The following is a 25547-nucleotide window of genomic DNA, read 5'->3' on the forward strand; positions in this document are numbered from 1 at the left end:
GCCGAAGTGGTCGGTGAGGTAACGGCCCACGAGGCCCTGGGTGGTGAGGATGTTCATGAAGATGTCGGGGGCGCCCTTGCTGATCGCGCCCGTGGGGCGGCCGGGACGCTCGGGGCGCGGGGCCCCGGCGGCGGCCGTCCCGTTCCCGTCCAGCTGCCCGGCCAGCCACTCCAGCGCGTCGGCCGCCGAGCCCACGCCCTTGCCCAGCAGCGGGTGGACGTCGCACCCGTCCGGCACGAGGTCGCTGGCCCTGCCGGGGTACGCGAAGAAGGTGACGGGCGAGGAGGCGCCCGCGAGCACCAGGTGCCGGATGCCCGCGAGCTGGGCGTCGGCCGTCTCCGGGAGGTAGCCGAGCCGCTCGATCTCGGGCAGCCCGCCGCCCCGTTCGAGCCGGGCGGGGAAGGTCTCGCACAGCAGCCGGGCCCCGGTGGCCGCGGCGATGCGGGAGGCGGCGAGCAGTCCCCGTGCGCGGGTGGCGTCCCCGCCGAGCAGGATGGCCACCGGCTCGCCGGTGGCCAGCACGGCCGCGATGCGGTCCTCGCCGGGGTCGGGGAACGTGCCCAGCCCGGCCACCGCCGCCTCCTGCGGCGGGGTGTGCTCCCAGGTCACGTCGGCGGGCACGATGAGCGTGGCGACCTGCCCCTCCTCGGCGCGGGCGACGGCCTCGGCCACGTCGGCGCCCAGGGCGGCCACGTCGCGGGTGCGGCGCACCCAGCCCGAGACGCTGCCGGCGAGCGCGTCGATGTCGGACTCCAGCGGGCTGTCGTAGGGCTTGTGCAGCAGCGCGTGGTCGCCGACGACGTTGACCACGGGGGTGCGTGCCCGGCGGGCGTTGTGGAGGTTGGCGAGGCCGTTGGCCAGGCCGGGGCCGAGGTGCAGGAGCGTGCAGGCGGGGCGGCCGGCCATCCGCGCGTAGCCGTCGGCGGCGCCCGTGGCCACGCCTTCGAAGAGGCAGAGGACGGGCCGCATGCCGGGCACCCGGTCCAGGGCGGCGACGGTGTGCATCTCCGACGTGCCGGGGTTGGTGAAGCACACGTCGACTCCGCTGTCGAGGAGTGCCTGCAGAAGGGTGTGGGCGCCGTTCACCGAAGGAGGCATGGCGTCAGTGTGACGGCACGTCGGTTTCCGGGGAAGCGACACCGGACCACCACGCCCACCATCCGACGCATCCTTGACACCCCGTACCGCCCACGCGAGCCTCTGCCCCGACAACCCGACGTCGACGTCGACGCACATCTGAGGGGCGTGGACCATGAGATGCACCGGAAGGACGCGGCTGCGCGCGGGCGCCGCCGCGCTCGCCCTCGCGGCAGCGCTGGGCGGCACCGCGCTCGTACCGCTCCAGGCCCGGGCGGAGGGCCGGCTCACGGACCTGGTGAATCCGTTCATCGGTACCGAGAACGAGGGCAACACGTTCCCCGGGGCGGCCGTGCCGTTCGGCATGGTGCAGTTCTCGCCGGACACCGGGCACGACACCGGGTACGACTACAAGGACAGCCACATCCGCGGTTTCAGCACGGTGCACCTGTCCGGCGTCGGCTGCCGTCTCGGCGGCGACCTGCCGGTGCTGCCCACCACGGGCGACGTGACGGAGACCGACAACGCCCGGTACGCGGCCGGGTTCAGCCACCGCGACGAGAGCGCAAGACCGGGCTACTACCGGGTCAAACTCACCAGTGGCATCACCACCGAGCTCACGGCGACCGCCCGCACCGGGCGGCAGCGCTACACCTTCCCCGCCACCGGCAAGGCCAACGTCCTCTTCGATGCAGGGCAGTCGCTGCACCGGACGGTCTCCAGTTCCGTGCAGGTCGTCGACGACCGCACGGTGCGCACCACCATCACCGGCCGCGGTTTCTGCCAGGACACCAAGCCGTACACCGTGTACACCCTCACCCGCTTCGACCGGCCCTTCGCCGCCTACGGGACGTGGAAGGACGACCGGGTGAGCACCGGCACCCGGGCCTCCAGCTCCTCCGGCCGCAACGGCGCCTGGGTCCGCTTCGACACCACCCGGAACCGTGCGGTCGAGGCGTCCACGGCTGTCAGCTACGTCGACGCGAACGGCGCCGAGCGCAACCTCCGTGCGGAGGAGGCGGGTTTCGACCGCACCTCGGAGGCGGCACGCGACGCGTGGGAGCGGCGGCTGTCCGATGTGGGCGTGCAGGGCGGCAGCCGCACCCTGCGCCGCACCTTCTACTCCTCGCTCTACCGCTCGTTCCTCTCCCCCAACGTCGGCAGCGACACCGACGGCCGCTACACCGGCTGGGACCAGCGCGTCCACCAGACGAAGAACTTCACGTACTACCAGAACTGGTCGCTGTGGGACACCTATCGCACGCAGGCGCAGCTGCTGTCGCTGCTCGCGCCGCGCGAGGCGCGGGACATGGCGCTGTCGGTGCTGCGGATCGACGCGGAGAGCGGCTGGCTGCCCAAGTGGGGTTACGGGACGGTCGAGACGAACATCATGACCGGTGACCCGGTGACGCCGTACCTCACCAACGCCTTCGAGCAGGGCCTGCTGACGGGGCACGAGGAGGAGGCGTACCGGGCGCTGAAGAAGAACGCGGACGGGGTGCCCCCGGCGTCGTCCCCGGCGGTGGGGCGCGAGGGCAACGTCCAGTACATCAAGGACGGTTACGTGCCGTACCTGCCCGACCGGAAGCAACAGAAGCCCGGCGACTCGGACTTCCGGCAGGGTGCTTCGGCGACCCTGGAGTACGCGGTGGCGGACGGTGCGCTGTCCCGGATGGCCCGGGCGCTGGGGCACCGCGCGGACGCGGACCGCTATGCGGCCCGGTCGCGCAACTACCGCAAGGTCTTCGACCGCAGCACCGGCTTCTTCCGCCCCCGCGACGCCAAGGGCGCGTTCACCGGTTCCGCCGACCCGGCGAAGAGCCCGGGGTTCCACGAGGGCACGGCCTGGCAGTACCAGTGGCTGGTGCCGCAGGACCTGCCGGGCATGATGGAGCTGATCGGCGGCCGGGACGCCGCGGACAAGCGGCTGGACTCCTTCTTCGCCTACGACCGGCTGGTGCGGGACCCGGAGCGCACCGCGCGCGAGGTGTGGGTCAACGGCCCGTACGACTACTACAACGCCGACAAGTACAACCCGCAGAACGAGCCCGACCTGATCGCTCCGTACACCTACCTCGCCACCGGGCGCCCGTGGAAGACGACGGACGTGGTGCACGCGGCGCTGACCCTCTTCACCGACACCCCGACCGGGATGACCGGCAACGACGACCTGGGCACGATGTCGGCGTGGATGGTGCTGTCGTCGATCGGGGTGTTCCCGGTGCAGCCGGGGACGGACGTGTGGGGGCTGAGCACCCCGGTGTTCGACCGTGTGGACCTGCGCCTGGACCGGACCTGGTATCCGCACGGGCGGTTCACGGTGACCGCTCCCGGCACCTCGAACCGGGACCGGTACGTGCGGTCCGTCCAGCTCGACGGGCGCGGCCTGGACCGTACGTACCTGACGACGGCGGCCCTCAAGGGCGGTGAGCGGCTGGACTTCACGGTCGGCCCGGATCCGTCCGGATGGGGTACGGGCGTCCGGGCCGGGGCACCCGCCATCGGCTGATCCGCCGGGCCGGCGCGGGGCGGCGTCTTCCGTCGCCGCCCCCCGCTCGGCCATGATGACCTGCGATCCCCGTCAGGGTCGACGAGAGGACAACGCATGGCCGGGCTCCGGGTGGGCGAAGGCGTCCTGCGGCGCAAACCCATCGAGACGATCGAGGAAGCCGAGGCGGCCGAGGCGGTGGGGCCGGCGCTGAACCGTTCCCTCGGTCTGTGGCAGCTGACCGCGATCGGCGTCGGCGGCATCATCGGCGCCGGCATCTTCAGCCTCGCGGGCACCATCGCCAACGGCGTGGCGGGCCCGGCGGTGCTGGTGTCCTTCCTGATCGCCGGCGTCGCGAGCGCGGCGGCGGCCTTCTCCTACGCGGAGTTCGCGGGCCTGATCCCGCGGGCGGGCTCCGCCTACACCTACGGCTATGCGGTCCTGGGCGAGCTGGGCGGCTGGTTCATCGGCTGGGACCTGCTGCTGGAGTACACGGCGATCGTGGCGGTCGTGGCGATCGGCATCTCGGGATACATCAACTTCCTGCTCGGGGAGACGCACGCACACCTGCCGACGTGGATGCTCGGGGCCCCGGGGACGGGGCACGGGCACCGGATGGACCTGTTCGCGGCGGTGCTGTGCCTGCTGATCGCCTATCTGCTCACGCTGGGGATCAAGAGCGCGGCGCGGTTCGAGACGATCGTCGTGGGGCTGAAGGTCGTCGTGGTGCTGCTGGTGATCGTCGTCGGCTTCTTCCACATCAAGACCTCCAACTACAGCCCCTTCTTCCCCTTCGGCCTCAGCGGTGCGTTCACGGGGGCGGCCACGGTCTTCTTCGCGGTGTTCGGCTACGACGCCATGTCGACGGCGGCCGAGGAGTCCAAGGACGCCCAGCGCCACATGCCACGGGCCATCCTGTACTCGCTGGGCATCTCGATGGTGCTGTACGTACTGGCCTGCCTGGTGCTGACGGGCATGCAGAACTACCGGCACATCGACAAGGCGAGCGGCTTCTCCACGGCGTTCAAGTCCGTGGGCCTGGGCGGGATCGCGGACGTCATCGCGGTCGGCGCGATCATCGGCATCCTCACGGTGATGTTCACGTTCATGCTCGGCGTGACGCGCGTGTGGTTCGCGATGAGCCGGGACGGGCTGCTGCCGCGCTGGTTCGCCAAGACGCACCCGACGCGGCACGTGCCGACGCGGGTGACGTGGATCGTGGGTGTCGCGTCGGCGCTGATCGCGGGCTTCGTGCCGATCGGCCAGGCCGCGGAGCTGACCAACATCGGCATCCTGCTGGCCTTCGCCGTGGTCTGCACCGCGGTGATCGTGCTGCGCTACAAGCAGCCCGAACTCCCGCGCAGCTTCCGCTGCCCGTGGGTACCGGTGGTACCGGGCATCGGGGTGGCCGCGTCGATCTGGCTCATCACCTACCTGGCGTGGGAGACGTGGGTGCGGTTCGCGGTGTGGTTCGTCATCGGCCTGGCGGTCTACTTCACGTACTCGTACAAGCACTCGGAACTGGCGACGGCGGACGCCAGGGGTATCCCGCAGGCGTGAGGTTCCCCGCGCCCCAAAGGGGCGCGGGGCAGTTACATTGTGCGGCTCCGCCGCGTGGGCGCGAGCAAGCACATACAACCCGCACTCAGTCGGGAACAGCAACGAGCAGGTGGGACTTGGGGGATCCGGCAACCGACACGGTCCGCACATCGCGCAACCGCAACCCCGCCGAGGCCAGCAAATCCTCGTGCTCCGCACGAGTGCGCTCGCGCCCGCCGATGAGCATCATCGTCAGGTCGGCACACTTGCCCATGTCGAACCCCGGTTCACCGGAAACCACCTGCTCGAAGAGCAGCAACCGCGCATCGTCCCGCATCACGGCGCGTACCGTCCGCAGGATCCGCGCCGCCCGGTCGTCCGGCCAGTTGTGCAGGCAGCGGGCGATGACGTACGCGTCGTGGTCCTCGGGCGCGGTCTCGAAGAAGCTGCCCTCGGCGAAGGTGCAGCGGTCGGCGACCCCCGCGGCCGCCAGCCGCTCCCGGGCGGCCGCAAGGGCCTCGGGCCGTTCCAGCAGGGTGGCCCGCAGCGCCGGGTCGTGCTGCAGGGCGAGCTCCACCAGGGCGCCGTCCCCGCCGCCGAGGTCGGCGAGCGAGCCGATGCCGTCGAACACCCCGTCCGCCAGGGCCGCCCGGACGAGCAGCGGGAGGCTGCGGGCGAGGGCGTCGTAGAACACCTTGCCGGCGGCCGGGTCCCGTTCCAGGTGGGCGAAGAAGGGCATGCCGTAGACCTTCTCCGCGGCCGGCTGCCCGGTGCGCACGGTGTGCAGCAGCTCGGCGTGCCAGGGGCGGAAGATCTCGTGGTGGAGTTCGAGGAACGGGCCGAGCGGGCTCTCGGAGTCCGTGCGCAGCTGCCGTCCCGTGTCGTTGAGCGCGAAGTGCCCGGCGGGGCCCTCGGTGAACACGCCGAGAGCGGCGAGGGTGCGCAGCAGCCGGGCCAGGGCCTCGGGGTCGGCGCCGACCTCGGCGGCGATCTCCTGTGCGGGGCGCGGGAGTTCGGTCAGGCGGTCGGCGACGCGGAGCTTGACGGCCGCGTAGCCGGCGTGCGCGGTCCAGATGCCGGTGACGACCCGGCCCAGCAGCTGGGCGGCCGCCTGCCGTTCCCGGCCGTGGGCCGCCCGGCCTTCCGCGCTCACCGGGGCGCTCCCGGGAAGGGCGGCGGGGTGGCGCCGCGCTCGCGCAGCTTCGCCAGGTGGTCCGTGACGGCGGACATGTCGTCGGTGAACTCGCCGGCGATAAGGCCGGAGACGAGGGTGACGAAGTCGACGTGGGCGGGCATCTCGGCGGTGGGGTCGAAGATCTGCTGGGCCTCGTCGTAGTAGTCCTCGCGGTGCTTGGACTGGTCGTAGAAGGCGCGTACGAAGTCGAGGATGCCGTCGAGGAACCGGCGGTAGCCCTGCTCGTACTGCTTCAGCACGGCGTCCGCGGAGGCGGGGTCGTCCAGCAGGGACGCGACGGTGGTGGCCGCGGTCGAGCCGCCGCGCAGGGCCAGGGTGACGCCGGTGGACAGCAGCGGGTCGACGAAGGCCGCGGCGTCGCCGACGGCGATCCAGCCGGGACCGTGGAACCGCCGCAGGTGGTAGGACCAGTCCTTGGTGGTGCGGTGGCCGCTGACCCGGGTGGCGCTCTTCATCAGGTCGGCGACCCCGCGCGAGCCCTCGACGCGGTCGGTGAAGAGCTGTTCGGGGCTCTCGCCGGAGGCGGCGAGCAGCGCGGTCCGGGTGACGTATCCGATGCTGGTGGTGCCGTCGCTGAGCGGGATGAACCACAGCCAGCCGCCGGGGACGTGCTCGATGAGGATGTTGCCGGCCTCCCGGCCGGGCAGTGTCCCGCAGCCCTGGTAGTAGGCCCAGACGGCGATGTTGCGCAGGTCCTCGTGCCATTCGACGAGGTCGAAGTGGCGGCCCAGCCAGCGGTGTTGGCCGGAGGCGTCGACGACGATCCGGGCCCGCGCCTCCAGGGTCCGGTCGGCGCCGCGGAGCTGGTAGCGGACGCCGTCGAGGCGCTCCCCGGTGAAGAGCGGCTCCTTGACGACCGCCTCCTCGACGACGTCCGCGCCCAGGGTGCGGGCGTGGGTGAGCAGCAGGGCGTCGAAGTCGGCGCGGCGCACCTGGTAGGCGTAGGGGTACGGGCCGCCGTCCTCGAAGGAGAAGTTCCACGACGGGCGGCCCTTGCCCCACACGAGGCTGCCGCCGTACTTCTTGGTGAAGCCCATGGCGTCGAGCTTCTCGCGCAGGCCGAGCCGGTCCAGGGTGGGCCAGACGCCGGGGATGAGGGATTCGCCGATGTGGTAGCGGGGGAACTTCTCGCGCTCCAGGACGAGCACGCTGCGCCCCTCCTGGGCCAGCAGCCCGGCGGCGGACGCGCCGGCGGGGCCGCCGCCGACCACGATGGCGTCGTACACGGTGGCGGGTTCGTCACTCATGGGTCGTTCCTCCATGGGTCGTTCCTGCTTCGGTGGCGTGGCTGTAGACCACGTCGTACGCGCACTGCCTGCCCTGGGTGAGTTCGCCGATGGGTGCGAAGTGCGGGGCCACGGCGGGGTCGCGGACCATCGCCTCGAAGTCCTCGCGGCGGGCCCACTGCGTGTAGTCCACGACCTGGTAGCCGTCGGTGCTGCGGTGGACGTTGCCCGAGACGTAGCCGGGGCGGTGCCTGATCAGCTCCTCGTGCGCCTTGACGATGAGGTCCACGAGTCGCTGCTGGTCACGTGGTTTTGTCGGGAACACATTGATGAACGTGGCGAGTTGAGCTTCCGTCGAGATCTCGGCCATCTTCCGCCGCCCCTCCGTTCGCGCCTCTTGCGCTGTCACCCCCAGTATGTAGAGTCTGTCATTGAGTAAGTCAATGGATGGTCCCGTAAAGCAACTGCCCGAGGGGAACAGACAGATGACCGTGAACTCCCGCCGCCCGGATCCCCGGGCCGCCACCCGCCTGCGTGAACTGGGCATGAGCCTGGGCTTCGCCGGCGCCCTGCGCGCCGCCGTCCGGCTGCACGTCCCGGACGCCATCGGCGACAAGCCCTGCACCGCCGAGGAGTTGGCGCCCCGCATCGGCGCCCACGCCGACACCCTGGAGCGCCTGCTGCGGGCGCTGTCGGTGCACGGCGTCCTCGAGGAGCTGGACGAGCGCCGCTTCGGCCACACCGAGCTGTCCCGGCTGCTGCGCGAGGACGAGCCGGGCGGCATGCGCTTCATCGTCCTGTGGGCCACGGCTCCCTGGACCTGGGAGGCCTGGCCCCGTCTGGAGGAGGCGGTGCGCACCGGGGAGAACGTCTTCGAGCCGCTCTACGGGCGGGACTTCTTCGGCTACCTCGCCGAGGACGACCCCGAGGCCGCGCAGACCTTCGACCGCGCCATGACGCAGTCCAGCCGCATCACCTCGGCCCCGGTGGCCGACGCCCTCGACCTGACCGGCGTCACCAGCGTCGTCGACATCGGCGGCGGGCAGGGCCACCTGCTGCAGACCCTGATGGAGCGTCACCCCGACCTGCACGGCACGCTGTTCGACCTGCCCACCGTGGTGCCGGGCGCCCTGGAGGGGCTGCGCGAGCGGGAGCGGGCCGGGCTCTGCACGATCACCGGCGGCGACTGCCGCGAGACCCTGCCCGACGGCCTGGACCTGTACGTCTTCAAGAACGTCCTGGAGTGGGACGACGAGAGCTCGCTGGCCGCCCTGCGCAACGTGGTGACCCACGGCGGCCCGGGGGCGCGGATCTCCCTCGTGCAGAACCTGGTCGAGGACAGCTCCGAGATCAAGGTGACCACGGCCATGGACCTCTTCCTGCTGCTCAACGTGGGCGGCAAGAAGCACACCGCGGCCGGCCTCGCCGCCCTGTTCGACCGCGCGGGCCTGCGCTTCGACGGCTACCGCCCGGTGCCCGGCACCAGCCTGCACGTGGTCGAGGGCGCCGTGCCGCAGCCCGGGGAGGAGGGCGCATGAGCCCGGCCGCCGCCGAGGAGCACCTGCGGATCCTGTTCCTCGTCCGCGTCGAGGACGGCGGCGAGGAGGACTTCCGCAAGGCCTACGAGCAGATCCGGTGGGCCGTCGCCGCGGCCGACGGGCATATCGCCGACCAGCTCTGCCAGTCGACGGTGGATCCGCGCGAGTGGCTGATCACCAGCGAGTGGGAGACCGCCGGCCACTACACGGCCTGGGCCCGCCACGAGGGTCACCACGATCTCGCGGCCCCCATCGTCGCCACCACCAGCAGCCGCATCCACAAGCCGTTCGCCGTGCGCAGCCGGACCGTGGGCGGTCCCGCCGGGCACGGCCGGCCCTGACGGGCCGCAGCGAAGGAGCACCATGTCCGTACAGACGTTCCGCGTGGTGGACGCGGGGGCCATCACGCCCAACACCCGGCGCGGCGGCGAGCTGCGCACCCTGCTCGCGCCCTCCACGGTCGCGGCCACCTCGGGCTTCATGGGGACGGCCCTGATCCGGCCGGGCGACTGGATCGCCGAGCACTACCACCCGTACTCCGAGGAGTTCCTCTACGTCGTCTCCGGCCGGGCCGTCGCCGAACTGGACGGCGTGCCGCACCTGATCGGCCCGGACCAGGCCCTGATGATCCCCGTCGACGTGCGCCACCGCGTCCGCAACGCCGGCCGCGAGGACCTGCGCATCGTCTTCCACCTCTCCCCGCTGGCCCCGCGCCCGGACCTGGGGCACGTGGACACCGAGCAGCGGGAGCAGCGGTGATGCCGGCCCCGGCCCGGCCCGTCGCGGTCACCGGCACCGGGGTGGTCGCCCCCGGTGCCACGGGCCGGGCCGCCTTCCGCGAGCTGCTGGCCGCCGGGCGCACGGCCACCCGGGCCATCACCCTCTTCGACGCCTCCGGCTTCCGCTCCCGCATCGCTGCCGAGTGCGACTTCGACCCGCAGGGCGCGGGCCTGTCGGTGCGCGAGGCCGGGCGCATGGACCGGTACGCGCAGTTCGCCGTGGCCGCCGTGCGCGAGGCGGTGGCGGACGCCGGGCTCGACCCCGCCGCCGGGGACCCCTGGCGCACGGGGGTGTCGATGGGCAGCGCCGTCGGCGGCACCACCCGCCTGGAGGCCGACTACGTCGTCGCCTCCGACCGCGGCCGGGACTGGACGGTCGACCACCGCTACGTCTCGCCGTTCCTCTACCGCGTCTTCTCCCCCGGCCCGCTCGCGGGCGAGATCGCCGAACTGCTCGGCGCGCGGGGCGTGGTGCACACCGTCTCCACGGGCTGCACCTCCGGGCTGGACGCGATCGGCTACGCCTTCCAGTGCATCCGGGAGGGCCGCGCCGACGTGATGGTGGCCGGCGCGGCGGACTCCCCCATCTCCCCGATCACTGTCTCCTGCTTCGACGCCATCCGGGCCACCTCCGCCCGCAACGACACGCCGGAGAGCGCCTCGCGGCCCTTCGACCGCGAGCGCGACGGCTTCGTCCTCGGCGAGGGGGCCGCCGCGCTGGTCCTGGAGGACCTGGAGCACGCCCGCCGCCGCGGCGCCGAAGTGCACTGCCTGGTCGGCGGGTTCGCCACCCGCAGCAACGCCTACCACATGACCGGGCTCACCCGGGAGGGCCTGGAGATGGCCGAGGCGATCGAGCACGCCCTGGCCCAGGCCCGCCGCCGCCCCGAGGAGGTCGACTACGTCAATGCGCACGGCTCGGGAACCCAGCAGAACGACCGGCACGAGACAGCCGCCTTCAAGCGCTCGCTGGGCGCGCACGCCCGGCGCGTACCGGTCAGTTCCGTCAAGTCCATGGTCGGCCACTCCCTGGGCGCCATCGGCGCCATCGAACTGGCCGCCTGTGTGCTGGCGATGGACGAGGGCATGGTCCCGCCGACCGCCAACCTGGAGCACCCGGACCCCGAGTGCGACCTGGACTACGTCCCGGTGACCGCCCGTTCGCGGCAGCTGGACACCGTGCTGTCCGTGGGCAGCGGCTTCGGCGGCTTCCAGTCCGCCGTGGTCCTCGACCGGAAGGCGCTGCAGCCGTCATGACCGGCACGACACGACGAGCAGTGATCACGGGCATGGGCGCGCTCGCCTCCACGGGCATCGGCGCCGACGTGGTCGGCAAGGCGGCCCGCGAGGGCCTGTCGGGCATCGGGCCGCTCACCCGCTACCCGGCCGAGGGCACCCCGCTCTCGCTCGCCGGCGAGATCCCGGACTTCGACCCGCTGCAGCACCTGGAGGGCCCGGTGGTCGCCCAGACCGACCGGTTCACCCAACTCGCCCTGGTCGCCTCGGACATGGCGCTCAAGGATGCCGGGCTGACCCCGGCGGAGCTGGCGCCCTACTCCTTCGGCGTGGTGACGGCCAGCTGCGCCGGCGGTGTGGAGTTCGGGCAGAAGGAGATCGAGCGGCTGTGGAGCCGGGGGCCCACGCACGTGGGCCCGTACCAGTCGATCGCCTGGTTCTACGCGGCCAGCACCGGCCAGATCTCCATCCGTCACGGCCTCAAGGGCCCGAGCGGGGTGCTGGTCACGGACGAGGCCGGCGGGCTCGACGCGCTCGGCTACGCCGGGCGGGAGATCGCCCGGGGGACGGCGGCCATGCTGGCGGGCGGCGCCGAGGCGCCGCTGTCCCCCTTCTCGATGGCCTGCCAGTTCGGCCACGGCCTGCTCAGCACCGTCCAGGATCCCGAACGGGCGTACCTGCCGTTCACCCGCGCGGCGGCCGGGTTCGTGCCCGCCGAGGGCGGCGCCATGGTCGTCGTCGAGGAGGAGCGGGCCGCCCGGGCGCGGGGGGCCGTGCCGCGCGCGGCGGTGCTGGGCCACGGCACGGCATTCGCCGGCATGCTGCGCTTCGACCGCTCGGCCGAGGCCCTCGCAGCCGCCGCCCGCACGGCCCTGGCGGAGGCCGGGCTGTCGCCCGCCGCCGTCGACGTGGTCTTCGCCGACGCCCTCGGCGTGCCGGAGGCCGACGCGGCGGAAGTCCGGGCGCTGCGGCTGCTGTTCGGGGCGCGCCGCGCGGAGGAGGTGCCGGTCACCGCGCCCAAGACCGGTACCGGGCGGGCCTATTCGGGGGCCAGCGCGCTGGACGTGACGCTCGCCGTGCTGTGCCTGGAGCAGGGCCTCGTACCGCCCGCCCCGCACCTGGACGGCGCGGAGCCCGCGCTGTCGCTGAACCTCGTCACCGGGCGGGCCCGGCGGCTGCGGCCGCGCATCGCGCTGCTGCTGGCCCGCGGGCTCTCGGGCGGCTGCTCGGCCCTGGTCCTGCAGCGCGCCGGGGACGGGCCCTGACGCCGTCCGCCCTTGCACCGGTACGCCATGCACCACCGCCAACAGGAGGAAATCATGGGGGAATCCACGGGGGCGGCAACGCCCTCCCTACCGGACCGGCTCACCTACGAACAGCTCGCCGTGATCGTCCGCGCGTGCACCGGAGTACAGCTCGACGCCGCGGGGCTGGACGATCCCGGACTGGAGCTCAAGGCGCTCGGCGTCGACTCGCTCGGGCTGCTCGGCGTCGTCGCCGAACTGGAGCGGCGCTACCCGGTGCTGCTCGGCCGCGAGGCCGAACAGGCCGCCTCGCCGCGCGCCCTGCACGACCTGGTCAACGCACAGCTGGCGAGGGGAGACCGGCCATGACCGCCCGCACCGAGAACGAGATCCTCATCCGCGCCCCCTTCGATCTCGTCTGGGAGCGCACGAACGACGTGGAGCACTGGCCGGAGCTGTTCAGCGAGTACAGCGCGGCGGAAATCCTCGAGCGCGAGGGCGACCGGGTCCGCTTCCGGCTGACCATGCACCCCGACGGGGACGGCAAGGTCTGGAGCTGGGTCTCCGAGCGGCACGCGGACCGGGCGGCCAGGACCGTGACCGCCCGCCGCATAGAGACCGGGCCCTTCGCCCACATGGACATCCGCTGGACCTACGAGGAGGTGCCCGGCGGCACCCGGATGCGCTGGGTGCAGGACTTCGCCATGAAGCCGCAGGCCCCGGTGGACGACGCGTGGATGCAGGGGAACATCGACCGCAACAGCAAGGTGCAGATGGCCCTCATCCGCGACCGGATCGAGGCACTTGGTCCCGTGGGTCGATGAGCGAGGCGGAGATCGCCTTGTTCACCGCGTCCAGCCGGGAGGTCGCGCCGAGCTTGCCGAAGATGTTCCGCAGATGGTGCTTGACGGTGCCTTCGGTGATGGACAGTCTGCTGGCCGCCTGACCGTTGGTCATGCCCTGGGCCACCAGGGTCATGACCTCCCGCTCCCGGGCCGACAGCAGCCCCGCAGGCGCGGAGACGGCATGGACCTGCGCCATGCTGGCCCGGGAGACGGACAGGACGATCCGCTCGTCGTCCGCGAGGACCGAGCGGACGGCGGACAGCAGGTCCTGCCGGCCCACCGACTTCAGCAGATAGCCGCGCACCCCGCAGGCGAGCAACTCCTGCACGGTGCGCGGCTCGTCGTACACGCTCACCATGATCACGCGGGTGGCGGGGGCCACGTCCAGGATGCGGCGGACGGTCTCCGCCGCACCGCTGTCCGGCAGGCCGACGTCCAGCAGCGCCACGTCCGGCTGCGTCTCCCCGGTGACCCGCACCGCGTCGGCGTGGGAGCCGGCCTCGCCGACGACGACGAACTCCTCCTCGGCCTCCAGGATCTCCCGCAGGCCGTCGCGGAAGAGCGTGTGGTCGTCCACGACGACGATCCGGGTGAGCGTGCCCGCGCCGTCCCCGCTCACGCGGCCATGCCCTTGCGGCGCGCGGGCAGCAGGAACTCCACCGAGGCCCCGCGACCGGGGAAGCCGGTGACGCAGACCGTGCCGCCGAGCCGCTCGATCCGCTCCCGCATGCACGCGAGCCCCACACCCTCGGGCGTGGCCGCCGGGTCGAAGCCGATCCCGTCGTCCTTGACCACGGCCCGCGTCTGGTGGGGCGCGATGTCCACGTGCAACGTGACCGTGCTCGCACAGGAGTGCGCGAAGGCGTTGCGCAGTGCCTCGCGCAGCGCCAGGTACAGCTCGTCCAGCGCCTCCGCGGGCATCCAGGACTCGTGCCCGGAGACCGAGATCTCGATCGCCGTGCCGGGCGTGCGGATGCCTTCCGTGCAGGCCTGCAGGGCACGGGCCAGGCTGTCGGTGCCGCCGTAGGCCCGTAGCTCCGAGGCGAGTTCGCGCACCTGGTCCATCGCCTCGTGCAGGGCCTGGTGGGCGACGCGCATCTTGTGCTCGGCCGCGGCGTTGCCCTGGTACCGGTAGAGCTCGCAGAGTTCCAGGTTCTGCTTGGCGACGCTGACCGAGTAGCCGACGCGGTCGTGCAGGTCGCGCGAGACGCTGCGCCGGTCGTCCAGGCAGGCCTGGGCCGTCTCCTGGAGCAGGGCCCTGGCCTTGGACTCCAGGGCCGCCTTGAAGCGGGCCATGATGCTGTGGTGCAGCGAGACGGCGCCCTCGGCGATCATCCGGGAGCTGCCGGGGCAACTGCCGTCCACGGTGCGCGTCACGGCCTCGATGACGACGTCGAAGAGCGTGATGATCGCACGGTGGGCGTCATTGGGATTCCATGCCTGCGGATAGTCCGGGACCGCGGCGTGGGCCGGCCCCACGCTGCGGGCGCCCAGAAAGCTGCCCTCGCTGAGAAGGGCCAGCAGGACGTCGTCCAGGACTGCACGGGCCTGCCCGACGCAGAAGCGCCGGACGCCCGGGTCGTCGGCGCCGACGCCGATGACACTGAGGCGCTGTTCGTAACCTGCCACGATACTGTCGGACTGCGATGCGAGGAGGCGGGCGAGTGCCGGACCCCCGGGCACTTCCTCGGCAACAACTCCGTCCAACTCAAGTCCCCCAACGTGAGTCGTGCTGTTCCCCGTTGTGGTCCGGCGGCGGAATCCCCCGGACCGCCCCTGCCGGGGGAGGCCGGACCATTCGGCCAGCCTAGCCGTGCCGGGACTGCGGCGGTAAGTCCTCAACGCGCCATTGATGCCGACCGGTTCCCGGGGGTGTGCCGAAAGTGCCATGTCCCCTCCCCCGTGCGACATGTCCCGGGCCGCTCTTCCGGCGGGGCGGGATCTGCCGTTGGGGACGATGGTGTTGAGCTGCGGCGGGTGTGCCGGATAGCGTCGTGCGCGGAGGTGCGGGGGATGCCGGTCAGTTCGCGGAGGCCTTCTTGAGGAGTTCGCCGAGGAGCAGCTTCTCCTTCTCGGTGAGCAGCTCCAGGCCCGGCGCCTCGTCCATGATGCGGACCACCTTGCCCCGCAGCCTGCGGCCGGCTGCGGTGAGGGTGAGCATCTTCACGCGCCGGTCCGCCGGATCGACCTGCCGCTTCATGAGCTTCTGCTCCTCGAGGCGGTCCACCAGGCCCGTCACATAGGAGGCGTCACAACGGAGTTTCACCGCCAGCTTCCGCACGGTCGGTGCGGAGGCGACGAAGTACAGCACCCTCGCCTGGGGAACCGTCAGCCCGAGAACGGCGGCCTGGTCCGCCAGCCGTTCCTGGTGTGACTGCGCGAAGTTCAGGAGGGTGCTGAGAAGGAGGTTGTCCTCACGCGGGACCGTGCCCGCCGGAGGCAGTTGCTGGGTGGTCATGGTCGGTCACCTCTGCCCTGGTACGTCACTGACCCCTGTCCTCAATACAGGATCGAGTCAATCATGGCAGAGGTCAGTGGTGGTCCGACAGAAGGGTGCGGTTCCGCGTGCGGTTCCGGGCCGTCTCGCCGCGGTCGAGCAGGTCCAGCAGGGGTGCGGTCATCGCCGTGGCCGTGAGGGCGACCAGGACGAGCACGGTGAACAAGGCGGGCGTCAGCACGCCCAGTTCCAGCCCGATGCCGAGGATGACGAGCTCGGTCAGGCCCCGGCAGTTCATCAGCACCCCGACCCGCAGGGCGTCGCGCCCGCCGACGCCGGTCAGCAAGGCCGCCAGAGAACTGCCGGCCAGCTTGCCGACGACGGCGACGGCCAGGGCGGCGGCGAACCACAGCCACAGCGCCGAGTCGCCGCCCAGCAGGCCGAGTTCGGTCTTCAGGCCCACCGAGGCGAAGAACGGCGGCAGCAGGATCGAGGTGGTGAACTCCTGCATCCTGCCCTGCACGGTGCGCAGTCCGGGGGCGTCCGCGGGGCACAGGGCGCCGAACAGGAACGCCCCGAAGATCAGGTGCACGCCGATCCGGTCCGTCGCCACCCCGGACAGCAGCACCCCCACCAGGACGAGCGCCAGCAGCGCCCCGTCGGGCAGCCACCGCGAGGGCCGCAGCAGCACGGTGCGCAGCAGCGGCCGGACGAACAGCACCATGGCGGCGCAGAAGGCCGCGGTCAGGGCGAGGGTGCGCGCGACGCCGGCCAGGGAGGCGTTGCGCAGCAGGGCGACCGCGACGGCCAGCAGCAGCCAGCACAGGAGGTCGGCGCCCGCCGCCGCGAGCACCGCGAGCCGGCCCGCCCGGGTGTGCATCATGCCGCGCTCCATCAGGATGCTCGCCAGCACCGGGAACGCGGTGACGCTCATGGCGACGCCCATGAAGAGGGCGAAGGGCAGGAACCCCACGCCGCCCGGCGCGAGGGTGGCGTACATGGCGCAGGCCAGGGCGATGCCGAGGCTGTAGGGCAGGGCGGTGCCGCAGATGCCGATCACGGTGCCGGCCCGGCCGCCGCCGGGTCCGGGGCCGGGCGATGCGCGCGGACCACGCGGCTCACGCGCCGCATGCGACTCACCGGCGAACTCCAGGCCGACGAGGAACATGAACAGCGCCAGGCCGATCTGGGCGAACGCGTCGACGTACGACAGCAGTCCGGCGGGGAACAGCGTCCGGTACACCTGCGGCGCCACGGCCCCCAGGACCGAGGGGCCGAGCACGATGCCGGAGACCATCTCGCCGACGACGCGCGGCTGCCGCAGGAAGCGGGCGAACGCTCCGCCGACGGCCCGGGCCGCGGCGACGACCACGGCGAGGGCGAGCAGCAGCCGCCACGGCTCCGGCGCCTTCCCGGCACCGCCGCCGTGGCCGCCGCCCCGCGCGCCGGGGTGCGCGGGCCACTGCGCGCCGTGGCGCAGCAGCAGCCCCGCGAGAACCAGCGGCCCCGCGCTCAGCAGCAGGACCAGTGCGAGGCGCGGGACCCGGCTCTGCCTCTGCGGCCCGCCCGTGCGGGCGGGCTCCGGTGCCGTCCGGGACGGCGGCAGGGCGTTCACCTGCCGGAGTCGGCCTGCGGGGCGAGCACGACGCCGCGGCCGCGCTCCCATTGGTAGAACTGCCGGGCCGAGGCACGCTCCGCGGTGCCCCAACTCCCCGCGAATGGCTGGATATAGGCGTCGAGGGCGGTGCTCAGGCGCTGGAACTCCGGGTTCCCGTGGGCCTTGTCGATGGCGGCGCCGACCGGGGCGGGCGACTCCACCAGGTGGATGTAGACGTCGTGGAAGGTGAAGAGCTTGCGGGTGTGCACCCCGATCTCCGCGGGCAGCCCGGTGGCGTCCGATGCGGCGAACAGCCGGGCGATCTCGCCCTCGCTGCCCGGGAGATGACGGGCGACGATCAGCGTAGTGTGCATGGCGGGAGTCCCCCTCGGCGTCCCTCAACGGTTCATTGACCTACTCCATACTTGAGCAAGTCTATGAATTTCGGAAGACCGCACAACCCCCTCTTCCCGCCTACGACTTGAGACAGCGCGCGAGATACCCCGCAGTCGCACTCCCGGCAACGGCCGCCACCTGCGCCGGAGTTCCGGTCGCGACCACGCGCCCGCCCTCCGTCCCGCCGCCCGGTCCCAGGTCGACGACCCGGTCCGCCCCCGCGACCACGCTCATGTCGTGCTCGACGACCACGACGCTGTTGCCCGCGTCGACCAGCCCGTGGAGCTGGCGCAGCAGCACCTCGGTGTCGGCGGGGTGCAGCCCGGTGGTCGGCTCGTCGAGCACGTACAGGGTGTGCCCCCGGTGGGCGCGCTGGAGTTCGGCGGCGAGCTTGATGCGCTGGGCCTCCCCGCCGGAGAGCTCGGTGGCCGGCTGGCCCAGCCGCAGGTACCCCAGGCCCACGTCCTGGAGCGTGCGCAGGCTGCGCAGCGCCGCGGGCACGTCGGCGAGGAACTCCGCGGCGGCGTCGACGGTCATGGCGAGCACGTCGGCGATGTTCCGGCCCCGGTACGCGACCTCCAGCGTCTCCGGGTTGTAGCGGGCGCCCTCGCAGGCGGTGCACGGGGCGTAGGCGCCGGGCAGGAAGAGCAGTTCGACGGCGACGAACCCCTCGCCCTGACAGACCTCGCAGCGTCCGGCCTGCACGTTGAAGGAGAAGCGGCCGACGGTGTAGCCGCGGGAACGGGCCTCGTCCGTCGCCGCGAAGACCTTGCGCACCGCGTCGAACAGGCCGGTGTAGGTGGCCAGGTTGGAGCGCGGGGTGCGTCCGATGGGCTTCTGGTCGACGCGGACGAGACGGTGCACGGCCTCCAGGCCCTCGGCGGGGAACGGGAGTTCCTCGTGCTCCAGGTGCGCGGCGACGGTCCCGGCGAGCACGTCGCCGACGAGCGTCGACTTGCCGGAGCCGGAGACGCCGGTGACGGCCGTGAACACGCCGAGCGGGACGTCCACGTCCACGTCGCGGAGGTTGTGCCGGGTCACGCCGCGCAGCCGCAGCGCGCCGGAGGGCTCGCGGGGCGTGCGGGACGGCGCGCGCCCCTCCGCCGGGCCGGGGAAGAGGAAGCGGCGGGTGGCCGACTCCGGCACGTCCGCGAGCCCGGCCGGCGGGCCGCTGTAGAGCACCTGCCCGCCGTGCTCGCCGGCCTGCGGCCCGACGTCGACGATCCAGTCCGCGCGCCGCACCACGTCCATGTGGTGCTCCACGACGAACAGCGAGTTGCCCGCGCCCTTGAGCCGGTCCAGCACCGTCAACAGGGCCTCGCCGTCGGCCGGATGCAGCCCGGCGGAGGGCTCGTCCAGGACGTAGACGACGCCGAAGAGCCCCGAGCGCAGCTGGGTCGCGAGCCGGAGCCGCTGCAGTTCGCCGGCCGAGAGGGTCGGCGTGGGACGGTCGATGCCGAGGTAGCCGAGGCCGAGTTCGGTGAGCACCTCGATGCGGGCCACCAGGTCGCGGGAGAGCGTGGCGGCGGCGCCGTCACCGCCGGTCTCCTTCCGCAGCAGGTCCGCGAGCGCGGACAGCGGCAGCGCGGCGAGCCGGGCGATGTCGTGCCCGGCGAAGGTCACCGCCAGCGCCTCGGGCCGCAGCCGCCTGCCGCCGCACTCCGCGCAGGGCCGGTGCACCAGGTGCCGCTCGGCGCGGGCCCGCAGGGAGGTGCTCTTGGAGTCGGCGTAGGTGTGCAGCACGTAGCGGCGGGCGCTCATGTAGGTGCCCTGGTACGGGCGCTGGATGCGCTCCGCGTCCCGCACCGGGTGGACGGTGACGACGGGCTGCTCGTCGGTGAAGAGGATCCAGTCCCGGTCGGCCTGCGGGAGCTCGCGCCAGGGCCGGTCGACGTCGTGCCCGAGGGCGGCGAGGATGTCGCGGAGATTCTTTCCCTGCCACGCGCCGGGCCAGGCGGAGATCGCCCCGTCGCGGATGGACAGCGCCGGGTCCGGGACGAGGGACTCCTCGGTGACCTCGTGCACGCGCCCGAGCCCGTGGCAGGCCGGGCAGGCCCCTGCGGCGGTGTTGGGCGAGAAGGCGTCGGAGTCCAGCCGCTCGGCGCCCTCCGGGTAGTCCCCGGCGCGGGAGAAGAGCATGCGGAGGGAGTTCGACAGCGTGGTGACCGTGCCGACGGAGGAGCGGGAGGTCGGCGCGGAGCGCCGCTGCTCCAGCGCGACGGCGGGCGGCAGCCCGGTGATCTCCTCCACCCTGGGCGCGCCGATCTGGTGGATCAGGCGCCGGGCGTAGGGCGCCACGGACTCGAAGTAGCGGCGCTGGGCCTCGGCGTAGAGGGTGCCGAAGGCGAGAGAGGACTTGCCGGATCCGGAGACGCCGGTGAAGACGACGAGGGCGTCGCGGGGGATGTCGACGTCGACGCCCTTGAGGTTGTGCTCACGGGCGCCACGGACGCGAACGGAACCGTCGGATCCGATGAAACCGGACGGGGCCGGGCTGGTCATGGGGGCTGCTCTCCGGGGTGGGCGGCGCGGGGCGTGGTTCATTTTGCCCCAGTCCCGCCCGCCTCTGCCGTACCAGCCATCCCACGGCCACCAGCGCCGCGGCCACCCCGTACGCCACCGTCCCCAGCAGGTTCGGATCCCCCACGGCTCGCCCGCCCACGTACTTCGCCACTCCCGCCACCGCAACGCCCAGCCACTCCCACCGCCCGTCCAGCGCCACCAGCACCACGAGCAGCAGCGCATACCAGGAGTACCCGGGGGTCAGCAGCAGGAACGCCGCCCCCGTCACCGTCAGCGCGCCCCGCCAGGGCCGCTCCGGGTCCCCGCGCCACAGCACCCACCCCGCCGCCACGGCCAGCACGGCGAGTGCGGCCGGCAGCGCCCAAGAGTCCGGCAGGACGAGCCGCAGCAGCGCGTACCGGTTGCGCGCGGACGCGTCGTCGTAGCCCTCCTCCTCCGTGTATCCGCCGAGATAGCCGAACACCGAGGAGCGCGAGACCAGCACGTACGGCAGATACCCGAGCCCCACGACCCCGCCCGCGGCCAGCAGCACCGCGGCCCCGCGCCGCCGGTGCCCCTTGCGCAGCGCCCCGCTCAGCGCCCCCGGCAGCGTCACCGCGGGCAGCAGCTTCGTGGCGATCCCGGCACCGAGCAGCACCCCGCCGCCGGCCGCCCCGCGGCGGCCCCGGGCGAGGACGGCGAAGGCCGCCGCGGTCAACAGGGCGCCCAGCGCGTCGACATGGGCGTTGTTGACGGCCTCGACGGGCGCGGCAGGGCACCACGCCCAGTACGCGGCCCACCGCTCCCGCCCGCCGCCGCGCCGCCGCAGCGCATACAGCAGCAGCCCCGACGTGCCGACGGCCAGCAGCGCCCCGCCGACCTGCAACGGCTTGTGCCGGGCACCGGGCGGCGAGAGCTCGTGCACGAGCAGGAACCAGCCCTCGGCGACAGGCGGGTAAATGGTGTGCACGGAGGGGCGGTTGATGCGCGTGCAGGCGACGGCACCGGTGTCTGCGGCAATACGGGCCCGCCCGGGCCCCGCGCACTCCGCCCCCTCGGGGAAGAGCCAGCTGTCGCGCAGCGGCCGGAGTGCGGGGTCGGCCGGAGCGTGGTCGTACGGCGAGATCCCGGCGGCCTGCACCCGGCCGTCCCAGGCATAGCGGTACGAGTCCGTGCTCGTGCGGGGCTCGGCCAGCAGCCCGGTGACCGCCACCGCGACCGCTCCCGTCAGCACCAGGGGTACCACGCAGCGCGCGGGCACCCGGCGCAACGCCCAGGCGGCTGCGGCGAACAGGACCCAGGCCGCCACGTACCAGCCGCTGAGCGCGGCGGGATCGGTGTCGTAGCCGTCGCTGCGGATCGCCGCCGCGAGGACGGCGGTGAGGGCGGCGAGGAGGGAGACGGTGACGAGGGAGGCGCGGTTGATCACACCGTTCAGCCTGGCACCGGAGGGGTGCCCGGCGGGGCCGCGCGGCCCGGCCGTCCGCGTTTCGTAAGGTGTCGACCTGCCCGTAAGAGCCGTGCGCCGGGGTGTGATGGAGGGCATGAAACTCCCCCGGCCCCCACTGCCCGTCTTCTCCGGGCGGCTGCACGACGCCCGCACGGCCACCGCGATCGGCCGCTGGCTGGGACTGGCCCTCGCGGTCTGCTTCGTCACGGGCGTGATCAGCCACTACGAGCAGCACCCGCCCACCTGGCTGGCGAACTCCCTTCCCAGCCGCCCGACCTGGGGCTACCGCCTGAGCCAGGGCCTGCACGTGGCGAGCGGTATAGCCGCCGTTCCGCTCCTGCTGGCGAAGCTCTGGACGGTGTATCCGCGCCTCTTCGTGTGGCCCCCGCTGCGCTCGGTGCGGCATGCGCTGGAGCGGCTGTCGGTGGCGGTCCTGGTCGCGGCGGCGCTGCTGGAGCTGTTCACGGGGCTGCTCAACGCGGCCCAGTGGTATCCGTGGCCGTTCTCGTTCGTCCCGGTGCACTTCGCGCTGGCCTGGGTGCTGACCGGGGCCCTGCTGCTGCACGTCGCCGTCAAGGCGCCGGAGATCCGCGCCCATTGGCGCCGCAGCTCCCCCGGCACGCTGTCGCTGCCCGCCGAGGACGCCGTCGACCGGCGCGCGCTGCTGACGGCGGTCGGCGCGGCGGTGGGGGCGGTGACGGTGACGACCGCCGGCCAGTCCTTCACGCCCCTGTCCCCGCTGGACCTGCTGGCGCCGCGGCACCCGGACCACGGCCCGCAGGCCCTGCCGGTCAATCGCACGGCCGTGCAGGCGGGTGTGGATGCGCGGACCGTCCAGGGCTGGCGGCTGCGGGTCGACGGGCCGCGCCCGTACGAGCTGAGCCTGGACGAACTGCGGGAACTGCCCCAGCGGGAGGTGGTGTTGCCCATTGCGTGCGTGGAGGGCTGGAGCAAGTCGGCGCACTGGACGGGCGTCCGGATCCGGGACCTGCTGGACCGCGCGGGCGCACCGCCGGGTGCGCTGATCCGGGTGACGTCGCTGGAGCGGCACGGGGCGTACCGCGTGATGGTGATGCCGCATACGTACGCCCGCGACCCGCTCACGCTCCTCGCCCTGCGGCTCAACGGCGAGGCCCTCTCCTTCGACCACGGCCACCCGGCCCGCATCATCGCGCCGAACCGGCCGGGCGTGCTGCAGACCAAGTGGGTGGCGCGGCTGGAGGTGTTGTGATGCGGATGCGAGTGGCGCTGGGCGCGGTGGGCGTCGCGCTGATGGGGGTGGGGGTGTGGTCGTTGCTGTACGGGGCCGCGCCGCAGGATCCATGGCCGGTGGTGCGGTGGCTGGCCGGGTCGGTGGTCGTGCACGACGGGATCGTGGTGCCGCTGACACTGGCAGTGGGGTGGGCGGTGGCCCGGCTGCCCGCGCGGAGGGCGGTACGGGTCGTGCGGGGGACGCTCCTGGTGATGGCCTGCCTGACGGCGGTGGCGTACCCGGTGCTGTTCCGGCCCGGTCCGCGGCAGAACGCGTCGGTTCTGCCGCTGGACTACGCCGCCAACTGGGGTGTGGTGCTTGCGGTGACGGCGGCGGCCGGGGTGGGGGTGGGGTGTCTGCAGTGGTGGCGTGGACGTCGGAGGAGTCCGAGGGGGTAGTGCGGTGGGCGGGGCCGGACAGGCTCGCTGCCCGGCCCTTCCTGCCCCGGCCTGTCAGCCGTAGGTCTCGACCCACATGTTGACGGCGCCGCCGCCCATGCCGCATTCGAGGATCGACGCCTGCTCCGTGCCCATGTTGCGACGGCCCTCGGTGCCGGTGTAGGGGCCGCGGACGCCGCCGACGTTGGCGCAGTAACCGTGGACTCTCCACAGGCCGTTGCCGCTGTCGCACCAGCCGACACCGACACCGTCGTTCCGGGTGTAGGCGTGGCAGCTCTCCGCGGCGTTGGCCGAGGGAGCGGAGAAGACGATGGCGCCCGCGATGAGGGCGAGGGCGCCGGAGGCGATACCGGCAGAACGCAAACGTGCCATGACGAATCCTTTGGTCAGAAGGAATTTCCAGCACCGCGGGGTCCGGTCGGTCGATCCGGGGCGGCAGGGTGCTGGTGCAGGATGCGGCGGGAGCGTAACCGGCCTTCGGCCGAACTGTCGATCGAGGTTGGACACTTGACCGTGGGGAAACGGAGGCTCCTGTTCTGGCGGCACCTTGGCGCCCGTAAGGGGCGCGGGGAACTGCGCGATCAGCCACCGCCGGCCTGCAGCCGACGCACCACCCCAGGGGTTCCGGGGCAAAGCCCCGGGAGTTCCCCGCGCCCCTTACGGGGCGACGAAGGCGGCCCGCAAGCGGGCGAGCAGGGCCCGGCCCGCAGGGCTGCCGCTGCCGGGCCCGTCCGTCCGCCAGGCCAGGGCGACCCGCCCCCGCGGCTGCGGCCCGGTGATCCGCAGGGAGCGCACCCCCTCCCCGAACCCCGCCGCCCCGGCGGGCGGTTCGGGCACCACGGCCACGCCGAGGCCGCGCGCGGCGAGCTGCACGAGGGCCTGCGGCGCGGCCGCCTCGAAGGCGATACGGGGCCGGAAGCCCGCTGCCGCGCAAGCGCGGTCGAGTGCGGCGCGCACGCCGGTGCCGCGCGGCAGACTGATCAACGGGCGGTCGCGGAGGGCGGCGAGGGGAACGTCCGGACTGCCGCCCGCGACCAGGGGATCGCCGGACGCGACGGCGGCAACGAGGGGGACGTCGATCACGACCTGGATCCCGATGCCGGGCGGAGGCTCGTCGTCCGCCAATCCCAGGGCGGCGATGTCGAGTTCACCGCGCCGGAGAGCGGCGAGCATCCGGTCGGAGGTGTCCTCGGTGAGGGCGATCTCGACGTCGGGGTGGTCGTCGTGGAAGTCCGCGAGGACGGACGCGATGCCGAAGCCGGGGGCGACGGCGCCGGAGACGACCCCGACGGCAACCCGGCCGCGGAGCAGGCCGGTGAACTCCTCCACGGTCCGCCGCACCCCTTCGACGGCGGCGAGCGCGGCCCGCGCGTACGGCAGCACGGCCTCGCCCACTTCGGTCGGGGTCACCGACCGCCCGGATCGGTCGAGGAGCGGCTGCCCGAGTTCCTTTTCGAGCTGCCGTATCTGGGCGCTCACTCCGGGTTGCGCGAGGTGGAGACGGGCAGCGGCACGGGTGAAGTTGGCCTCCTCCACCACGGCGACGAAATACTGCAGCTGCCGGAGCTCCATAAGCGGTGATTCTAGCTGCGAGCACAGCAATCTCTTGGACTGCCGGGAGGGGTGACCGTCAGGCTTGATCCATGGAGAACGGGATACGGGGTGCCATAGCCGCTGAACGCCGGGAACTAGCCACGCTGTTGGCATGCCTGACCGACGAACAATGGAATGCACCGTCGCTGTGCGCGGGGTGGCGGGTACGGGAGGTCGCGGCCCACATGACGATGGGATTCCGCTACTCGCTGCCGCAATGGGCACGCGAACTGGCAGCGGCACGGGGCAACATCAACCGCATGGCGGACCGGTGCGCCCGCAAGGACGCGGCGGCCTTTTCGCCGGCCGAACTCACCGCATTCCTCGGGGAAAACACGGAGCACCCCTGGAAGCCGCCGGTCGGCGGCTACGACATGGCGCTGGCGCACGACGTGGTCCACGGCCTGGACATCACGGTCGCACTGGGGCTGGACCGCCGGGTCCCGGAGGACCGCTTGCGCGTGGTCCTGGGCGGCATCACGGCGAGGAGCGTGAAGTTCTTCGGTACGGACATCACGGGCGTGGCCTTCCGGGCCACCGACCTCGACTGGTCCTTCGGCACCGGAACCCCCGTGTCCGGTGCCGCGCAGGACCTGCTGCTCGCCCTCTTCGGCCGGAAGCTCCCGGCGGACCACCTGCAGGGCGAGCCGCGCGCACGCTTCGTGGCGGCCCGCCGCTAGCGGGGGTCCGGCGGACCTTCGCGCCCCGTCAGGGGCGCGGGGCTGTTTCTCCCCCAGCTACCGCTGGGAGGTACC

At 72.9% G+C, this 25547-nt stretch carries 25 protein-coding genes; 12 read left to right on the forward strand and 13 right to left on the reverse strand.

The window, feature by feature from the left end; genetic code table 11:
* A partial coding sequence (locus ACWD4B_RS28810; RefSeq protein ID WP_451423494.1) for an acetolactate synthase large subunit occupies window positions 1-1098 on the reverse strand: 1098 nt, incomplete at its 3' end.
* A 154-nt stretch (window positions 1099-1252) separates the two neighbouring features.
* Between ACWD4B_RS28810 and ACWD4B_RS28815 the strand changes: the two genes are divergently transcribed.
* The gene (locus tag ACWD4B_RS28815; protein ID WP_451423495.1) at window positions 1253-3586 is read left to right on the forward strand and encodes a GH92 family glycosyl hydrolase; all 2334 of its coding nucleotides are present in this window, start codon (window positions 1253-1255) and stop codon (window positions 3584-3586) included.
* A 96-nt stretch (window positions 3587-3682) separates the two neighbouring features.
* Complete coding sequence (locus tag ACWD4B_RS28820; RefSeq protein ID WP_451423496.1) at window positions 3683-5125, forward strand: amino acid permease; 1443 nt, start codon at window positions 3683-3685, stop codon at window positions 5123-5125.
* Window positions 5126-5210: 85 nt separating this feature from the next.
* Here the strand turns inward: ACWD4B_RS28820 and ACWD4B_RS28825 are convergent, their stop codons facing one another.
* From ACWD4B_RS28825 to ACWD4B_RS28835, 3 genes are read right to left on the reverse strand one after another with little or no spacing between them, the layout of a single operon-like run.
* The gene (locus ACWD4B_RS28825) at window positions 5211-6257 is read right to left on the reverse strand and encodes a methyltransferase (RefSeq protein ID WP_451423497.1); all 1047 of its coding nucleotides are present in this window, start codon (window positions 6255-6257) and stop codon (window positions 5211-5213) included.
* On the reverse strand, window positions 6254-7546 hold the full coding sequence (locus ACWD4B_RS28830; protein ID WP_451423498.1) for an NAD(P)/FAD-dependent oxidoreductase: 1293 nt from the start codon (window positions 7544-7546) through the stop codon (window positions 6254-6256). The genes ACWD4B_RS28825 and ACWD4B_RS28830 overlap by 4 nt, the downstream gene beginning before the upstream one ends.
* A complete protein-coding gene (locus ACWD4B_RS28835) occupies window positions 7539-7895 on the reverse strand; it encodes an antibiotic biosynthesis monooxygenase family protein (RefSeq protein ID WP_451423499.1) in 357 nt (118 codons plus the stop codon). The genes ACWD4B_RS28830 and ACWD4B_RS28835 overlap by 8 nt, the downstream gene beginning before the upstream one ends.
* A gap of 115 nt (window positions 7896-8010) precedes the next feature.
* On the opposite strand from ACWD4B_RS28835, the gene ACWD4B_RS28840 reads away from it, so the two are divergent.
* Genes ACWD4B_RS28840 through ACWD4B_RS28870 form a run of 7 tightly spaced genes read left to right on the forward strand, consistent with a single transcriptional unit; the run spans window position 8011 to window position 13146 of the window.
* A complete protein-coding gene (locus ACWD4B_RS28840) occupies window positions 8011-9063 on the forward strand; it encodes a methyltransferase (protein WP_451423500.1) in 1053 nt (350 codons plus the stop codon).
* Window positions 9060-9404, forward strand: a complete 345-nt coding sequence (locus ACWD4B_RS28845) for an antibiotic biosynthesis monooxygenase family protein (protein WP_451423501.1) — start codon at window positions 9060-9062, stop codon at window positions 9402-9404. Before ACWD4B_RS28840 ends, ACWD4B_RS28845 begins: the two co-directional genes overlap by 4 nt.
* Window positions 9405-9426: 22 nt before the next feature.
* Window positions 9427-9822: a cupin domain-containing protein gene (locus ACWD4B_RS28850; RefSeq protein WP_390779610.1), complete on the forward strand. Its 396-nt coding sequence runs from the start codon at window positions 9427-9429 to the stop codon at window positions 9820-9822.
* Window positions 9822-11099: a beta-ketoacyl-[acyl-carrier-protein] synthase family protein gene (locus tag ACWD4B_RS28855; protein WP_451423515.1), complete on the forward strand. Its 1278-nt coding sequence runs from the start codon at window positions 9822-9824 to the stop codon at window positions 11097-11099. The genes ACWD4B_RS28850 and ACWD4B_RS28855 overlap by 1 nt, the downstream gene beginning before the upstream one ends.
* Complete coding sequence (locus ACWD4B_RS28860) at window positions 11096-12343, forward strand: beta-ketoacyl synthase N-terminal-like domain-containing protein (RefSeq protein ID WP_451423502.1); 1248 nt, start codon at window positions 11096-11098, stop codon at window positions 12341-12343. Before ACWD4B_RS28855 ends, ACWD4B_RS28860 begins: the two co-directional genes overlap by 4 nt.
* Before the next feature lie 54 nt (window positions 12344-12397).
* Window positions 12398-12691: an acyl carrier protein gene (locus ACWD4B_RS28865; protein WP_451423503.1), complete on the forward strand. Its 294-nt coding sequence runs from the start codon at window positions 12398-12400 to the stop codon at window positions 12689-12691.
* Window positions 12688-13146, forward strand: coding sequence for an SRPBCC family protein (locus tag ACWD4B_RS28870; protein ID WP_451423504.1), 459 nt, complete (start codon window positions 12688-12690; stop codon window positions 13144-13146). The genes ACWD4B_RS28865 and ACWD4B_RS28870 overlap by 4 nt, the downstream gene beginning before the upstream one ends.
* Here ACWD4B_RS28870 and ACWD4B_RS28875 read toward each other — a convergent pair.
* From ACWD4B_RS28875 to ACWD4B_RS28905, 7 genes are all read right to left on the reverse strand, one after another.
* Window positions 13103-13786, reverse strand: a complete 684-nt coding sequence (locus ACWD4B_RS28875; RefSeq protein WP_451423505.1) for a response regulator — start codon at window positions 13784-13786, stop codon at window positions 13103-13105. The two genes, ACWD4B_RS28870 and ACWD4B_RS28875, sit on opposite strands and share 44 nt — an antisense overlap.
* Window positions 13783-14796 (reverse strand): sensor histidine kinase, encoded by a 1014-nt coding sequence (locus ACWD4B_RS28880; RefSeq protein WP_451423506.1) that lies wholly within the window; start codon window positions 14794-14796, stop codon window positions 13783-13785. The genes ACWD4B_RS28875 and ACWD4B_RS28880 overlap by 4 nt, the downstream gene beginning before the upstream one ends.
* A 391-nt stretch (window positions 14797-15187) precedes the next feature.
* A complete protein-coding gene (locus tag ACWD4B_RS28885; RefSeq protein WP_336415942.1) occupies window positions 15188-15625 on the reverse strand; it encodes a MarR family winged helix-turn-helix transcriptional regulator in 438 nt (145 codons plus the stop codon).
* A 73-nt stretch (window positions 15626-15698) separates the two neighbouring features.
* Window positions 15699-17219 (reverse strand): cation:proton antiporter domain-containing protein, encoded by a 1521-nt coding sequence (locus tag ACWD4B_RS28890; RefSeq protein WP_451423507.1) that lies wholly within the window; start codon window positions 17217-17219, stop codon window positions 15699-15701.
* The gene (locus ACWD4B_RS28895) at window positions 17216-17575 is read right to left on the reverse strand and encodes a TcmI family type II polyketide cyclase (RefSeq protein WP_451423508.1); all 360 of its coding nucleotides are present in this window, start codon (window positions 17573-17575) and stop codon (window positions 17216-17218) included. Before ACWD4B_RS28895 ends, ACWD4B_RS28890 begins: the two co-directional genes overlap by 4 nt.
* Before the next feature lie 100 nt (window positions 17576-17675).
* A complete protein-coding gene (gene uvrA, locus ACWD4B_RS28900) occupies window positions 17676-20099 on the reverse strand; it encodes an excinuclease ABC subunit UvrA (protein ID WP_451423509.1) in 2424 nt (807 codons plus the stop codon).
* The gene (locus tag ACWD4B_RS28905; protein WP_451423516.1) at window positions 20032-21537 is read right to left on the reverse strand and encodes a glycosyltransferase 87 family protein; all 1506 of its coding nucleotides are present in this window, start codon (window positions 21535-21537) and stop codon (window positions 20032-20034) included. The genes uvrA and ACWD4B_RS28905 overlap by 68 nt, the downstream gene beginning before the upstream one ends.
* A gap of 97 nt (window positions 21538-21634) precedes the next feature.
* On the opposite strand from ACWD4B_RS28905, the gene ACWD4B_RS28910 reads away from it, so the two are divergent.
* On the forward strand, window positions 21635-22780 hold the full coding sequence (locus ACWD4B_RS28910) for a molybdopterin-dependent oxidoreductase (protein ID WP_451423510.1): 1146 nt from the start codon (window positions 21635-21637) through the stop codon (window positions 22778-22780).
* Window positions 22780-23199 carry a hypothetical protein gene (locus ACWD4B_RS28915; protein WP_451423511.1) on the forward strand — a complete coding sequence of 140 codons (420 nt, stop codon included), beginning with the start codon at window positions 22780-22782 and terminating at the stop codon, window positions 23197-23199. The genes ACWD4B_RS28910 and ACWD4B_RS28915 overlap by 1 nt, the downstream gene beginning before the upstream one ends.
* A gap of 54 nt (window positions 23200-23253) precedes the next feature.
* Here the strand turns inward: ACWD4B_RS28915 and ACWD4B_RS28920 are convergent, their stop codons facing one another.
* The gene (locus ACWD4B_RS28920) at window positions 23254-23571 is read right to left on the reverse strand and encodes a hypothetical protein (RefSeq protein WP_451423512.1); all 318 of its coding nucleotides are present in this window, start codon (window positions 23569-23571) and stop codon (window positions 23254-23256) included.
* Between the two features lie 285 nt (window positions 23572-23856).
* Entirely contained in the window at window positions 23857-24771 is a 915-nt protein-coding gene (locus ACWD4B_RS28925; protein WP_451423513.1) for a LysR family transcriptional regulator, read from the reverse strand.
* Between the two features lie 71 nt (window positions 24772-24842).
* Between ACWD4B_RS28925 and ACWD4B_RS28930 the strand changes: the two genes are divergently transcribed.
* Window positions 24843-25472: a maleylpyruvate isomerase family mycothiol-dependent enzyme gene (locus ACWD4B_RS28930; protein WP_451423514.1), complete on the forward strand. Its 630-nt coding sequence runs from the start codon at window positions 24843-24845 to the stop codon at window positions 25470-25472.
* The last annotated feature ends 75 nt before the right edge of the window (window positions 25473-25547 follow it).

The sequence above is a fragment of the Streptomyces sp. NPDC002536 genome, assembly GCF_053594995.1.